The following is a 14,289-nucleotide window of genomic DNA, read 5'->3' on the forward strand; positions in this document are numbered from 1 at the left end:
TGACGCTCCGCGTCGCCACATTATGCGCGGGACGCGGAGCGTCCGGGGCGGCATTCCCACGCGGAGCGTGGGAACGATCAGCATCAAGCAAAATTTTTGGAGAATCACCATGAACCAAACCCCGGCCGAGCGCTTGGAGATAGAGCGCAAGTTGTCCGAGAATCAGTTCGATATCACGCAGTACGAGCACGTACCGCGGCGTTATTACGGGCGGATGTTTTTTGCCACGTTGATCGTGATTGCGTTGGCGGCGCTGTTGCGTGCGTTTGCCGATGGTCAGATCGAATGGTCCTACATCGGGCAGTTCCTGACGTCTGAAGCCATTCTTTGGGGCCTGGCCAATACCATCATCATGTCGATCCTGGCGATGGCGCTGGGCGTGGTCATCGGGGTAATCACGGCGATCATGCGCATGTCGGCCAACCCGATCCTGCGCTACGTGGCGATCACTTACACCTGGTTGTTCCGCGGTACGCCGTTGATTCTGCAACTGCTGTTGTGGTTCAACCTGGCGCTGATCTTCCCGGTGATCGCCATTCCCGGCCTGTTCAGCCTCGACACCGTCGACCTGATGACGCCGTTCGTGGCCGCCCTGCTCGGCCTCAGCATCAACCAGGGCGCCTACACCGCCGAGGTGGTGCGCGCCGGGCTGTTGTCGGTGGACACCGGCCAGTACGAAGCGGCCAAGTCGATCGGCATGCCGAGCCTGCAGGCGCTGCGCAGGATCATTCTGCCGCAGGCCATGCGCGTGATCATTCCGCCGGTAGGCAACGAGTTCATCAGCATGGTGAAAATGACCAGCCTGGCCAGCGTGATCCAGTATTCGGAGCTGCTGCACAACGCGCAAAACATCTACTACGCCAACGCGCGGGTCATGGAGCTGCTGATGGTGGCCGGCATCTGGTACCTGGCGGTGGTGACGGTTCTTTCATTTGGTCAAAGCCGCCTCGAGCGCCGTTTTGCCCGCGGCGCCGGCAAGCGTTCGTAAGTCTGGGTTGAGGAGATTTGCCCCCATGAGAAGCATCGTCAAGGCCGTCAACCTGAACAAGTATTACGACCAGTATCACGCGCTGCGCGACATCAATATCGAGGTCGAGCAAGGCGAAGTGATGTGCATCATCGGCCCGTCCGGCTCGGGTAAAAGCACCCTGCTGCGTTGCGTCAACCAGTTGGAAAAAATCGACAAGGGCGGCCTGTGGGTCGACGGCGAACTGGTCGGTTACCGGGTGGTCGGCAACAAGCTGCACGAGATGAACGAAGTGCAGATCGCCCGGCAGCGCCTGGCCACCGGCATGGTGTTCCAGCGTTTCAATTTGTTCCCGCACATGACCGTGCTGCAAAACATCATCGAAGGCCCGTGCCAGGTGCTCAAGCGCTCGCCCAAGGAGGCCACCGAGGATGCGCTGGAGTTGCTGGCCCGCGTGGGCCTGGCGGACAAGCACAATGCCTACCCGGTGGAGTTGTCCGGCGGCCAGCAGCAGCGTGTGGCGATCGCCCGCGCGTTGGCGATGCGCCCCAAGCTGATGCTGTTTGACGAACCCACGTCAGCCCTCGACCCGGAGCTGGTAGGCGAAGTGCTGTCGGTGATGCGCGATTTGGCCACCACCGGCATGACCATGATCGTGGTCACCCATGAGTTGGGCTTTGCCCGCGAAGTGTCCAACCGCATGGTGTTTATGGATGCCGGCCAGATTGTGGAAGCCGGCAGCCCCGAAGACATTCTAATAAGCCCACAAAACCCGCGTACCCAAAGCTTTATTTCTGCCGTTCGCACTTAACTAAAAAACTAACGAGAACGCCCCCATGAAAAAGATGTTTATTCCTTCGTTGCTCGCCGGCCTGATGGCTTCCAGCGCGGTGTTCGCGGCCTTGCCCGCAGCCATCAAGGACAAGGGTGAGATCAGCGCGGCCATCGTGCCGAACTACCCGCCGATGGATTTCAAGGACCCGGCCACCAATAAGCTCACCGGCTTTGACTTCGACCTGGGCAACGCCCTGGCCGAACGTCTGGGTGTGAAGATCAAGTGGCAGGAAACCGGCTTCGAGCAGATGCTCAGCGGCCTGACCACCAAGCGTGTCGACATCGTGCTGTCGGGCATGAGCGATACCGCCGAGCGTCAGAAATCGGTGACCTTTATCGACTACTTCACCAGCGGCCCGCAGTTGTACACCCTGGCCAAGCGTGAAGAGATCAAGGAATTGACTGACCTGTGCGGTAAAAAAGTCGGCACCAGCCGCCGGACCACCTGGCCGTCGGAAATTACCGCGTGGAGCAAGGAAAACTGCGAAGCGGCGGGTAAGCCGGCGATCGTGGTAATCGGTACTGAAGGCTCGGCCGATGCGCGTGCGCAGTTGCAGCAGAACCGCCTGGATGCGGCGATGCAGGGCAGCGAGACGATTCCTTATCTGATGTCGCTGGACAAGGGCAAGTACAAGCCGGTGGGGCTGGCGATTTCCAAGCAGTTCACCGGGCTTGGGATCGAGAAGAGCAATACTGAGTTGGTCGCCGCGATCAGTGAAGCATTGCAGGGCATGATCGATGACGGGACCTACGGCAAGATTTTGAAGAAGTGGGATCTGGAGCAAGGTGCGGTCGAGAAGATCAGCATCAATGCGGGCCAGTAGAAACGAGGTCTGAAAATGTGGGAGGGGGCTTGCCCCCGATTGCGGTGGGTCAGCTATACATCCGTTTAATGACACGCCCTCATCGAGGGCAAGCCCCCTCCCACATTGGATCTGTGTGATCTTAAGCAACAACAAGGATGCTCTCCCCCGCCGTGGCCACCTACTCCCTGGTAATTCGCCGCCTGTTGATTTGCTCGGTGACCATCGTGGTCAGCCGTTCCATGACCAGCCCACTGCTGGCCCTCTGGCTGAGCACCCGCCTGGGCCTCAACCAGCAGGACATCGGTCTGCTGATGGGCGTTGCCGTGTTTATCGCCACGTTGCTCGGTCTGTACGGCGGCTACATCATCGACCGCCTGGAAAAGCGCAAGCTGCTGATCCTGGCCATGCTCTCCAGCTCCATCGGTTTTCTGTTGCTGACGTTTGCCAGCAACCTCTACCTCACCACGCTGACCCTGGTGATCACTGAAGCCGCGTCGGCGCTGTTCCTGATCGGTTCCAAGGCGATCATCAGCGAAAACCTCGCGGTGGGTGAGCGCGCCAAAGTGTTTTCCCTGCGCTACACCCTGACCAACGTCGGCTATGCCACCGGCCCCATGGTCGGCGTGGTGATCGCCGGCCAACTGCCCTGGGCGCCATTCCTGATCGCCAGCGCAATTGCTTTTGGCAGCCTGTTCCTGATGGTCGGCATTGCCCCGACCGCACGGGATAGCCGTCATAAACCGCAAAGCTTTCTGCGCACCCTGCAGACCTTGCGCAGCGACCGCACGCTGATCCTCTTCACCAGCGGCAGTTTGTTGAGCACCATTGTCCACGGGCGCTACACCCTGTATCTGTCGCAGTTTCTACTGGTTGCCTACAAGCCCGCAGCCGCCTTAAAGATTCTGTCCGCCGTGCTGGCCTGCAACGCCATCACGGTGATTTTGCTGCAGTACCAGATTGGCCGTTTTCTCAAACGCGAGCAGTTACGCCACTGGATTGCGCTGGGCACCTTGCTGTTTATTCTCGGGTTGATGGGGTTCAGCCTGGCCGACAGCCTGGTCAGTTGGTGCCTGGCGATGTTCGTATTCACCTTGGGCGAGATGATTATCTACCCCGCAGAATTTCTGTTTATCGACACCATCGCCCCCGATGCACTGCGGGGCAGCTACTACGGCGCGCAGAACCTGGCGGCGTTCGGCGGAGCGATGAGCCCGGTGATGTGTGGGTACCTGCTGATCAATGCGACGCCGGCCAGCATGTTTTATGCCCTGGCGGCATTGACCGCAGCCGGCGGAACCCTGTGTTTCCTGAGTGGGCGACGGGTTGCAAGTTCTTGCTGATATTTGCGCAGGTTCTCGCTATTAATAGCCAAACCTCTCACGGACCCGAGCCCCATGAAATTCGATACGGCCTACAGCCTGAGTCTCGATGACAAGCTGTCAATCTATGACGTACGAGACCTGAATTTCGACGAAACCACCGATTTCGATTCCGACACAGACCACTTTCTCTGCCCCAACGATGTCTGCCGCGCGGCGTTCGATACCGGCAATGCCCTGAGTACGTTCAACGCAAAGAACGTCAACTACAAGCGCACGCCCCACTTCAAGAACAAGACCGGCACCCGGCATATCGAAGGTTGCCGCTACGCCAGCGCGCACCGGAACGCGACCGGAGAAAGCGATGACGATCGCGAGGAAAACTTCCCGTCAGAGTTTGTGCTGACACGGCGCCAATACGAACGTAAGAGCCACCTGACAGGCACCGAGAACGTCGCCCTGCAAGAACCAACGAAAGCCCCTTCAAATCGCGTCGCCACATCCCACGGCAATAACGACACCACCCCGGACAAAACCAGCGTATTCGCCCACCCGGTGGAGTGCTACGTGTCGAATATCGATGACAAGGACAAGCTCAAATCAATGCCGTTGAAAATCGGCGAGCACACAGCGACGTACTGGACGCTCTTCAAAAAAATCGAATACCTGCAGGACAACAAGGGCCTGATCTACTGGGGCAGGATCAAGGCCATCAAGGACTACACCAGCAGCTTTCGCATCGACTTCGAAAAGAAGGTATGGCTCGACAAAAAGCCCTACGCCGTCAACGTCTACCTGAGCAAAAAGCTCATCGAGAACTATCGCAAGCGCACGGCATTCCTGGAGCAGATCAAGGCCGCAGCAGCCAGCGAGCACGCGCTGTATTGCTTTTTCTACGGCGTCACGCCGCAGCTCAAGCACGTGCCGAGCAAGAAGAACCCCGAGCAGACGTTCGGGGTATTCAGTGCCAATATTGAAAACCTGGATCACCTGATCATTCGCGAGGCGCCCGGCGTGGAGTAGGCGCAGGCTGGAACGCCAGCCATTGCCCTGAGTTGATGAGCGGTAGGAACAACTGTATAAAAACACAGTATAGTTGTGCCTCCCCTGTCGAACCTGGAGAAATCCCCATGTCCTCTCTGGCAATGAGCTCTTTCGTAGAACAGCAGATCGTCCTTCATCAATTCACCGCCAAACACAGCGCCCAGGCCCGTGTCATGTTGGGCTGGAGCCGCGAAGAACTGGCCCGCCAGGCTGGCGTGGCGGTGCAGGCCGTTCAACAACTGGAGAGCCATGGCGATGTCGAGGATGAAACTCGACTGGCCCTGGCGTTTTGTCTGGAGGCCCAAGGGCTGGTGTTTTTCCCGGGGTTTGCACCCGGATGGGGAATGAGCAAACGCCGGTTCGACGTCGTATCGGCCGAGCCTGCCGCACCTGGGATTATTTCCCGGTTGCTGGGCTCACCCGCTGCATCAATTGATTCAACAACGCCTCAACCGAATGGTGCGTAGAGTCCAGCCGGATTACCGGGCAACTCAGTGGTTTCAGCCAGCTTTCATGCCGACGCAAACTGCGCAGGCTGTGGTTACCATCGTCGTAACGCGCAGCCCAGGCAAGAAATGCGGCGCTGTTTGCATGGCGGCTGCCGCCTTCGAGTATCTGGTCGCCGTAGCGCTGTTGTTCTCGCACGCGCAGGCGATGCAGGCGGACGTCGGGGCCCAGGCGCAGAAAAACCACGTGGGTAAACAGCGGGATCAGGGCATCCCCCCATCCGCATAGCGAGCCGGACAACACCCAACCTTCATGGCGTGCGGTGTGTTCCTGCAGCAGGCGGATGCGCTCACCTTTGGGTCGGGCAGCAGAGAACGGCTCCGGGGTTTGCTGCCAGTAATAGAAGTCCGAGTCGAAAAAGGCCACATTCAGGTATTCGGCCAACGCCTTGCCCAGGGTGGTGGCACCTACGCCCGCAGCACCCAGGATGTGAATTCTATAAGCCATGGTTCCTCTCCATGACGTCGAGTTTAAGCCATGCCGGCATCAGGCCCGCAACGGTGCGATTCCACGCATGATGTGCGGAGTTTGCGCACAGAGGCAACCTCTGCTGCACGTGGTTCAGCAGAGGTTGGATCTGCGTCAGGCTTTGCCGGCAGTTACCTCGGCCGTGTTATCTGCCGCTACCGGTGCTGGCTTAAACGGAGTGCCAGGCAGGAAAGCCGGCTCTTTGATCGCCTGTGTCGCTTGCTCATAAACATACGCAGCCGACAGTAATGTGGCCTCGCTGTCAGCCGCGCCGTAAAGATAAAGTGCCGTTGGCATACCCTCATCATCCATGCCCGATGGAACGGACATTCCCGGGTAGCCTGCCGCAGCGCTGAAAAAATAATTGTTTGAGAGAAAGTTCGACACCATGGCGTCAAGCTTGTGCTCTTTCATCGGATCATCGATGGTTTTCTGAAAAACGGGCAGGATGGCCTCCCACAGCTTATCGCGCTGCTCCTGAGTCGTTTCCAGGCCATTGATAAGTTCCAGCACCTTGTGATCAGGCTCACCGGGTTGCTGGTGACGCTTAATGGATGCAATCAGCTCCGTAAGCGATTTGACAGGCAAGCCTTCGCGTCCGGCAAGGTACTCTTCCATATGATGTTTGACGTCTGAAAACAACGCTTCGTTGTAATCGGTGTAGGTTCCCTCTTCGACACCATCCTCAAGCGTTCCCACGGGCACCAGGATCGCACCTTGAGACCGCAACACCTCAAGCGCCTGCGAATAATGCTCGCGGTCGGCCCGCTTCGCGGGGTCGCTGGCCTCCTCTGCAGACAACTCAGGCACAGGCGTGTAGCCAATCCGCTTACCTTTCAAGGCATCGGACCGCAGGCCTTCGGTGTAGGCACGGGTCTCGGTCATGGCGTTGAGCGCTTCTGCAGCATCGCAGACATTGCGGGTGAATGTGCCAATCGTATCCATGCGTGAACTGATCATGACCCCCTCGGTACTCAGCAAGCCAACGGAGGTTTTCAAGCCAAAAACGCCGTTGTAGGCCGCAGGCGTAATAACCGAGCCGCTGGTTTCTACCCCCAGTGCCAGCGGTACATGCCCTTGGGCAACCGCCACGGCAGAACCGGAACTCGATCCTGCCACCTGCCCTCCCAGGCGATGGGGATTGAGCGTCTGACCACCTCGCGAGCTCCAGCCATCCAGCGGCAGTTCAGAGCGGAAGTTGGACAGTTCGCTCATATTCGTTTTACCTACAACTACCACCCCCGCCCTTAGCAGGTTATCCACGACCTTGGCATTCTTTGAGGCGGCCTTCCCCACCAGAGCCTTGGAGCCCGAGCTTGTTTGCATACGGTCCCTGGTTTCGAATACGTCCTTGAGCGCAATGGGAACACCGTGCAAATACCCGCGCACATGGCCCTTTTTACGCTCCAGATCGCGCGCCCTGGCATCCTTCAGTGCATCCGGGTTGGTTTCCACGAATGCGTTACCGCCCTGCAGTCCACGATCAATATTGGCGATTTGTCTGAATGAGTCTTTCACCAGTGACTCTGAGGTGACCCCGCCGCGGCTGGCCATTTCCCCTGCCATTTGACAGGCGCCCTTGAAGCCCTGCGGCGGATTTGAAAGTTCTTGGAGCAAGCCTGATGCCCACCCACCTGCCGAAACGGGTCCGATCATGAAATACCCCTGTAACTGACTGAATGAGAGCTATCGGCCGATAGCCCAACACTAGTCTAAGAGGCTGCTAACGGGCCTCTTTACAGACTGATCCTGCTGCCCGGCATGATCATTCCATACCCGTTGTAGGCACACCGAGTAGTACCAGTTGCGCGTAAGTACGCAGTAGAACCTTCACGCGGTCGCCCGCCCAGCGGGCCCCATAAAACCAGAGCCAAGTCCCCTCTTCGAGTGCCTGGCAGCCACTGGGGTATCCGCTTCTGCAAGCGGCATGAAACGCCTGACTCTGCTCGTCTGACACCAAGGCATCCAAACGATGGCTGGCCACCAGCTCGTCGATGGCAGTGCCGGACTCAAGCGGGTCATCCGTACGCCGCGCGTCCACTGCCACCAACTCCACCCCCGCTTGGCGCAGGATGGCGAAGGCTCGGCGCAAGGTTGCACTATGCTCTGTGGGTTCGCTATGACCACCGCGTACATACCGGCCGGCGTAGCCGATACGCCAGCCATCCAGCACCGGGGCGACACCAAAAGCACTGTTGTTTTGCACCAGGGGGACTTCAACCATCACGGGCTCAGTAGGGTCGACACCACTGATGGCCACCAGTGATAAAGCGGGGTCTCGCGTGGGTTTGATCATGGGCGCCAGAGCATTGTAGCCGGGTATGAGCACCGCTCCCTCGGCGCGTCCGGCAGCGAAGACGATAGCACCGGGGCTGGCGTTATCGGTTCGCGCCTTGGGAGTCGTGGAAGAGCCAGGTTCGGCGCCCTCCTGCGCAAAGGCATGCGGCGACGCTGAAAAGCAGGGTATGCCCAATCGCCATAGTTTCTTGCAGTCGTCGTTCATGACAACGTATCCCCCGAAATTAAATTTCCGAGGGATCATCGCACTCCCTTCCGACGTTTGTCGCAGCGTTGAAACACCCTGAAAATACCTTTTTCCACACGCCCGTCAATTAGCCGGCAGCGTGTTCTTTGGCATCATGCGTCTCTACGTCCAGCCACCACGCATGCCCTCGCTCGGGCTGGTTGAGCCTGAACGCCTGCCCCATGGCCGGTGTAGTGATCGACACATTGCGCTCCCAGGCCAGCGCCATGATGCGGTCGAACGGCTCGTGCCAGGCGTGGAACGCCAGGTCGAACGTACCGTTGTGAATCGGTAGCAGCCAACGGCCCTTGAGGTCGATATGCGCCTGCAATGTTTGCTCCGGCTGCATATGCACGTGAGGCCAGTCGACGTTGTAGGCACCGGTCTCCATGAGGGTCAGGTCAAACGGTCCGTATTGCTCGCCGATCCGCTTGAAACCGTCGAAATACCCCGTATCGCCGCTGAAAAAGATCCGCCGCGCATCATCGATCATCACCCAGGAACACCACAGGGTCTGGTTGCCGTCAAACAGGCCACGCCCGGAAAAATGTTGCGCCGGTGTGGCAACAAAACGAATGCCATCGACTTCGGTGCCTTGCCACCAATCCAGTTGCCGCACCTTGCCGGCATCCACGCCCCATTTGACCAGCGTGTCTCCTACCCCCAAAGGCGCAAGAAAGTACTGCGTCTTGTCGGCTAATTGGACGACAGCCGTACGGTCGAGGTGGTCGTAGTGATTGTGGGACAGGATCACCGCTTCCAATAGCGGCAGCTCTTCAAGGCTGATAGGCGGTTGATGGAAACGCTTCGGGCCGGCCCAGCTGAACGGCGAGGCGCGCTCGGCGAACACCGGGTCGGTGATCCAGAACTTACCGCGCATTTTCAGCAGCACGGTTGAATGGCCCAGGCGGAATACACTGTGATCAGAAGCCGCCAGCAGGTGTTCGCGGGTCAGGCGTTGTACCGGGATGTCGCCCACAGGCCGGGTAGTGCGCGGCTTGTTGAACAACATGTTCCAAAAGATACGCAAGGTCTTGCCAACACCACCGTGCGGCACCGGCGCATCGTTATTGAAATGCCCCTGGTCCCGCTCGGCAGGCTTGAGCGCAGTGGGTGCGGGATCAAGACGGGTTGAAAGGGTGGCCATTACAGAGTGACTCCTGCGTCCGCTGATAAATTACACTGCACAGTGTAGTTTCTACATTGCAACAAAACCCTGAACAAGTAAACTGCCAAGTGTAATTTCATCCTTGAGCCTAACTTCCTCCATGAATGCCTCCCCACGCCTCACCGACCGTAAACGCGAAGCCATCGTGACGGCGGCCATCGCCGAGTTTCGCGAGAATGGCTTCGAGGTCACCAGCATGGACAGGATCGCCGCCACTGCCGGTGTTTCCAAGCGTACGGTCTACAACCACTTCCCCAGTAAAGAAGAGCTGTTCTCCGAAATCCTGCACCAGTTGTGGGCCAGCAGCTCCGCGCAGCTGGATGTGGCGTACAGCAGCGAGCAACCCTTGCGCGATCAACTGCGCAAGTTGTTGGAAGCGAAAATGAAGATGATGTTGGATGCCAACTTCCTCGACCTGGCGCGCGTGGCCATCGCGGCCACGATCCATTCGCCGGAGCGCGCCCAGGACATGGTCAACCGCCTGAGCGCGCGCGAAGAAGGCTTTACCGTATGGGTACGCGCCGCCCAGGAAGACGGCCGTCTGAGTGGCGACGACCCGGCGTTCGCCGCTCACCAGATACAAAGCCTGCTCAAGGCCTTCGCATTCTGGCCGCAGATTACCCTTGGCCAACCGACCCTCGACGCAGCCTCCCAGGTCCATGTGATCGAATCGGCGATCGATCTGTTCCTCGCAGGTTATGAGGTCGACTCTCGCCGCTCCCGGTAAGCGGTCGGCCTGGGTTGTCTTACAACTCCTCGTCTGAATCTTCTTCCGCAAGCCCGCCGCGATAGCATAATGCCGCCATTGGTCGCCCAACACAAAATACGTTTCCCAAGCGGCGAACTTCCTGGCTGGCCAATCACTCTGAACCCGTTGTTCCACCCCTCTGTCAGCACAAGGAAGCTGGCAATGAGCAAGTCAACCGTGAGGCCCAGATGCCCTACGGGGTCAGGCGCATCTACATGGAATCCTCATCCGCATGCCTGCTCGAGCTTCCGACCATGCTATTCAATGCTTACAAAAAAACCATCAGCGCCTTGCAACACACCAATGCGCAACAAGCCAGCCTGCTGGACGCGATCGAGCGCTCCATGGCGGTCATCGAATTCGACACGCAGGGCACGGTGCTGCGCGCCAATGACAATTTCCTCAAGACCATGGGCTATCGCGCCGAACAGATCCTGGGCCAACCCCACCGCCTGTTCTGCACACCGGCGTTCGCCCGCAGCGCCGAGTACAACCAGCTGTGGACGCATCTACGCAACGGCCAATTCGAGTCGGGCACCGTTGAGCGAGTGGGCGCCAATGGCCAATCGGTGTGGCTGGAAGCCAGTTACAACCCGGTAAAGGATGAAGCCGGCCGCGTGATCAAAGTGGTGAAATACGCGATGGACGTCACCCCGCGCCTGCAGGCCGAAAGTGAAGCCAACGCCAAGCTGCAAGCCATCGACCGCGCCATGGCGATGATCGAGTTCAACCTCGATGGCACCATCATCACCGCCAATGCGAACTTCCTGCAGCGCATGGGCTACAGCCTCGCGCAGATCCAGGGCAAGCATCACCGCCTGTTCTGCACACCAGAGCTGGCCGGCAGCGCCGCCTACAGCGAATTCTGGAAACGTCTGAACCAGGGTGAACTGTTCAACGGCCAGTTCGAGCGCGTGGACAAACACGGCAACACGCTGTGGCTCGAAGCCAACTACAACCCGGTGTACGACGCCAGCGGGCGTCTGTGCAAGGTGGTGAAGTTTGCGTCGGACGTCACCGCACGTGTGCAACAGCATGCCGCTGACGCGCAAAGCGCTGCGCAGGCGTATCACCTGTCGCTCAATACCCAGGACATGGCCGAAAAAGGCGCCGACGTGATTCAGAAAACCGCCACCGGCATGCGCGACATTGCCGTGGATATTGACGCTTCCTCGCAACTGATCGCCAAGCTGGGCGAGCGCTCGCAACAGATCACCACCATCGTCAACACCATTCGCGGGATCGCCGACCAGACCAACCTGCTGGCCCTCAACGCCGCCATCGAGGCCGCCCGCGCAGGCGAGCAAGGCCGTGGCTTTGCCGTGGTCGCCGATGAAGTCCGCCAATTGGCGGCGCGTACCAGCGGCTCCACGACGGAAATTTCCGGCATGATTGCCATGATCCAGGACGAAACCCGCCAGGCCATCGACAGCATGGACGCCACCCGCGACCGTGCGGCCCAGGGCGTGGAGCTGGCCAACCAGGCCGGTACGGTAATCCTGCAGATTCGTGAAGGCACCAGCGAGGCGGTGCAGGCGGTGAGCGCGTTCGCCAACGAGCGGGGCAATCGCTGACGGCTTCTTCATGTGCCTGGCCGGGAGGCTCGGTCTATAGTGCGTAAGCCTTACGCCCTCGACTCGAGCCTGCCATGACCTCAGATAAACCCGACCCGATCCCTGTCGACCACCTGCGCTTCCATCGCCACCACGCTCACCTGGCGCCGACCTTTGGCAACGATACCTTTGCCCTCAAGGCCGAAGCCTTCGCGCGCTTCTTTGGCACGCCGACATTCCTTGGCGCGCAAACCGCCATTGTAGTGCTGTGGGTGGTGCTGAACGCGACCGGCATCACCCACTTCGACGTCTACCCCTTCATCCTGCTCAACCTGGCCTTCAGCCTGCAATCGGCCTATGCCGCGCCGCTGATCCTGCTGGCCCAGACGCGCCAGGCAGCACGCGACAAAGCCCAGTCCGACGCCGACGCGCAGCACCGCGAAGCCCTGGCCTCCGCCAATACCGCACGCCAGGCCCAGGCCGAACAGACCACCCAACAGCTGCTGGAACTGTTGGAGCAGAACACGCGGTTGACGCAAATGACCAAACAGCTGACCGAGCGTATCGAAACCCTGACCAGTGAAATGCATGAGCACTTTGTGCGCAAAACCTAACGGCGCAGCCAGCGCACGTGTCGCCCCAGCTCATCAAACAGCGTCACCACCGAACGCAACGCCCGGCAATCAGGGCGCGTCAACAGCCACAGCGCCGTGTCATGTCCTGCCAAAGCGGGGCCCAGCCGTTGCAAGCCATCGTCGATCAGGAAATCCGGCAACGCCGCCACCCCAAGCCCGGCGCGTACCAATTCCGTCACCGACTGCATGCTGTTGCAGCGATAACCGGGACGCACGCCCGGCAGATGCTCGCGGCGCCAGGTCACGGTGGGGTGGTCAGGCAAGAAGTCATCCGGCGCGATCCAGGTCAGGTCGGCCAGTTCATGGCCTGCATGCCGACGGGCATAGTCGGCACTGGCGCACACCTGATACGTCACCGTGCCCAGGCAACGTCCGACAAGATGCTCCGGCGGGTTCCTGGTCAGGCGCAGCGCGATATCCGCATCGCGGCGGCTGAGGTTGGCGAAATCGTTGGAGGTGCTCAGCTCCAGGATCAACGCCGGATAGTCCGCCATGAAGCTGGCCAGGGCGGGTAGCAGCAGACCTTGCAGCACCGAGTCGGAACAGGTCAGGCGCACCGTGCCGCTGATCACTTCACCGCCCTGCTCCACACCGATGCGTGCAGCCTCCAGGGCAAGCTCTGCGCGCTCGGCCTGTTGCGCCAAGTGGTTGGCCAGACTGGTGGGCAGATAGCCGGCGCGGCTTTTTTCAAACAGCGGTTGGCCCAGGGCTGCCTCCAGGCGCCGTACCGCGCGGAACACCGTGGACACATCCACGCGCAGCAACCCCGCCGCCCGCGCCAGCGTGCCGCCACGCACCAGAGCGAGGACCAGCGACAGGTCGTTATAGTCGAGCTGATAGTGCGTGACTGCATTGACCATGTGGGAAAACGCCAATATCGATTGCGTGAGCGCCAATCTATAGTGCCCACCAGGACACCACAAGCCATGGGATGCACACGATGAACGACACCCCGCTGCACCTCGCTCTGATCGGCGATTACAACCCCGACGTGATTGCGCACCAGGCCATCCCGGTAGCGCTGCAACAAGCGGCCCAAGCCCTGAAGCTTGACATCAACCTGCACTGGCTCGGCACCGACACCCTCACCTCCCCGGCCTCGCTGCACAGGTTTGACGGCTTCTGGTGCGTGCCTGCCAGCCCTTATCGCGACATCGAAGGCGCGCTGCGAGCCATCCGCTTTGCCCGCGAACAGCGGCGACCTTTCCTCGGCACCTGCGGTGGTTTTCAGCACGTGGTACTCGAATATGCCCGCAACGTGCTGGGATGGGCGGATGCCGAACACGGCGAGTTGGTACCGGACGCCGAACGCGCGGTCATCACGCCATTGAGCTGTGCGCTGGTGGAAGCCAGCGACACCGTGCGCCTGCTACCCAATACGCGTATCGCCCAAGCCTACGGCAGCCTGGATATCCACGAAGGTTATCGTTGCAGCTACGGTATCAATCCGCAGTTCGCTCACGCACTGCTCGACGGGGAGATGATTCCAAGCGGCCATGACGCGGCTGGCGAGCTTCGCGCGATAGAGCTGCTGGGCCATCCATTTTTCCTCGCCACCCTGTTCCAGCCCGAACGCGCCGCCCTCAAAGGCACCACGCCGCCACTGGCGATAGCCCTGCTCAAGGCGTGCCAGGAGGCCTCGGCATGATCGCCAAGACACCGGCAGCGCCTCACTACGCAGTGATTTTCAGCTCACTGCACACCGATGGCGACCAG

Annotated in this window: 15 protein-coding genes; 10 read left to right on the forward strand and 5 right to left on the reverse strand. The window is 59.8% G+C overall.

The window, feature by feature from the left end:
• The first annotated feature begins 109 nt into the window (after nucleotides 1-109).
• The 6 genes from BOP93_RS20580 (at nucleotide 110) to BOP93_RS20605 (ending at nucleotide 5,437) form a co-directional block, all read left to right on the forward strand.
• Nucleotides 110-988: an amino acid ABC transporter permease gene (locus BOP93_RS20580; RefSeq protein WP_104504459.1), complete on the forward strand. Its 879-nt coding sequence runs from the start codon at nucleotides 110-112 to the stop codon at nucleotides 986-988.
• A gap of 25 nt (nucleotides 989-1,013) precedes the next feature.
• On the forward strand, nucleotides 1,014-1,778 hold the full coding sequence (locus BOP93_RS20585; protein ID WP_104504460.1) for an amino acid ABC transporter ATP-binding protein: 765 nt from the start codon (nucleotides 1,014-1,016) through the stop codon (nucleotides 1,776-1,778).
• A 25-nt stretch (nucleotides 1,779-1,803) separates the two neighbouring features.
• Nucleotides 1,804-2,625, forward strand: a complete 822-nt coding sequence (locus tag BOP93_RS20590; protein ID WP_104504461.1) for an ABC transporter substrate-binding protein — start codon at nucleotides 1,804-1,806, stop codon at nucleotides 2,623-2,625.
• A 152-nt stretch (nucleotides 2,626-2,777) separates the two neighbouring features.
• A complete protein-coding gene (locus tag BOP93_RS20595) occupies nucleotides 2,778-3,947 on the forward strand; it encodes an MFS transporter (RefSeq protein WP_104504462.1) in 1,170 nt (389 codons plus the stop codon).
• Nucleotides 3,948-4,001: 54 nt separating this feature from the next.
• Nucleotides 4,002-4,949 (forward strand): hypothetical protein, encoded by a 948-nt coding sequence (locus BOP93_RS20600; protein WP_104504463.1) that lies wholly within the window; start codon nucleotides 4,002-4,004, stop codon nucleotides 4,947-4,949.
• Between the two features lie 107 nt (nucleotides 4,950-5,056).
• On the forward strand, nucleotides 5,057-5,437 hold the full coding sequence (locus tag BOP93_RS20605) for a helix-turn-helix domain-containing protein (RefSeq protein WP_104504464.1): 381 nt from the start codon (nucleotides 5,057-5,059) through the stop codon (nucleotides 5,435-5,437).
• Here BOP93_RS20605 and BOP93_RS20610 read toward each other — a convergent pair.
• The 4 genes from BOP93_RS20610 to BOP93_RS20625 form a co-directional block, all read right to left on the reverse strand.
• Complete coding sequence (locus tag BOP93_RS20610) at nucleotides 5,367-5,924, reverse strand: AAA family ATPase (protein WP_104504465.1); 558 nt, start codon at nucleotides 5,922-5,924, stop codon at nucleotides 5,367-5,369. The two genes, BOP93_RS20605 and BOP93_RS20610, sit on opposite strands and share 71 nt — an antisense overlap.
• Nucleotides 5,925-6,059: 135 nt before the next feature.
• Nucleotides 6,060-7,511, reverse strand: a complete 1,452-nt coding sequence (locus BOP93_RS20615) for an amidase family protein (RefSeq protein ID WP_104505337.1) — start codon at nucleotides 7,509-7,511, stop codon at nucleotides 6,060-6,062.
• A gap of 199 nt (nucleotides 7,512-7,710) precedes the next feature.
• Complete coding sequence (locus BOP93_RS20620) at nucleotides 7,711-8,448, reverse strand: hypothetical protein (RefSeq protein ID WP_205885771.1); 738 nt, start codon at nucleotides 8,446-8,448, stop codon at nucleotides 7,711-7,713.
• 109 nt (nucleotides 8,449-8,557) lie between these two features.
• Complete coding sequence (locus BOP93_RS20625) at nucleotides 8,558-9,616, reverse strand: MBL fold metallo-hydrolase (RefSeq protein ID WP_104504466.1); 1,059 nt, start codon at nucleotides 9,614-9,616, stop codon at nucleotides 8,558-8,560.
• 121 nt (nucleotides 9,617-9,737) lie between these two features.
• On the opposite strand from BOP93_RS20625, the gene BOP93_RS20630 reads away from it, so the two are divergent.
• The 3 genes from BOP93_RS20630 to BOP93_RS20640 all read left to right on the forward strand — a co-directional run bounded on the left by BOP93_RS20630 (nucleotide 9,738) and on the right by BOP93_RS20640 (nucleotide 12,552).
• Complete coding sequence (locus BOP93_RS20630; RefSeq protein WP_104504467.1) at nucleotides 9,738-10,364, forward strand: TetR/AcrR family transcriptional regulator; 627 nt, start codon at nucleotides 9,738-9,740, stop codon at nucleotides 10,362-10,364.
• A 275-nt stretch (nucleotides 10,365-10,639) separates the two neighbouring features.
• Complete coding sequence (locus BOP93_RS20635; RefSeq protein WP_104505339.1) at nucleotides 10,640-11,959, forward strand: methyl-accepting chemotaxis protein; 1,320 nt, start codon at nucleotides 10,640-10,642, stop codon at nucleotides 11,957-11,959.
• A 74-nt stretch (nucleotides 11,960-12,033) separates the two neighbouring features.
• Nucleotides 12,034-12,552: a DUF1003 domain-containing protein gene (locus BOP93_RS20640; protein WP_104504468.1), complete on the forward strand. Its 519-nt coding sequence runs from the start codon at nucleotides 12,034-12,036 to the stop codon at nucleotides 12,550-12,552.
• On the opposite strand, the gene BOP93_RS20645 is transcribed toward BOP93_RS20640, so the two are convergent.
• Complete coding sequence (locus tag BOP93_RS20645; RefSeq protein WP_104504469.1) at nucleotides 12,549-13,433, reverse strand: LysR family transcriptional regulator; 885 nt, start codon at nucleotides 13,431-13,433, stop codon at nucleotides 12,549-12,551. The genes BOP93_RS20640 and BOP93_RS20645 overlap by 4 nt on opposite strands.
• An 80-nt stretch (nucleotides 13,434-13,513) precedes the next feature.
• On the opposite strand from BOP93_RS20645, the gene BOP93_RS20650 reads away from it, so the two are divergent.
• Entirely contained in the window at nucleotides 13,514-14,221 is a 708-nt protein-coding gene (locus BOP93_RS20650; RefSeq protein ID WP_104504470.1) for a CTP synthase C-terminal region-related (seleno)protein, read from the forward strand.
• Nucleotides 14,222-14,289: the final 68 nt, after the last annotated feature.

Source organism: Pseudomonas orientalis (assembly GCF_002934065.1).
GTDB classification, from domain to species: Bacteria; Pseudomonadota; Gammaproteobacteria; order Pseudomonadales; family Pseudomonadaceae; genus Aquipseudomonas; species Aquipseudomonas orientalis_A.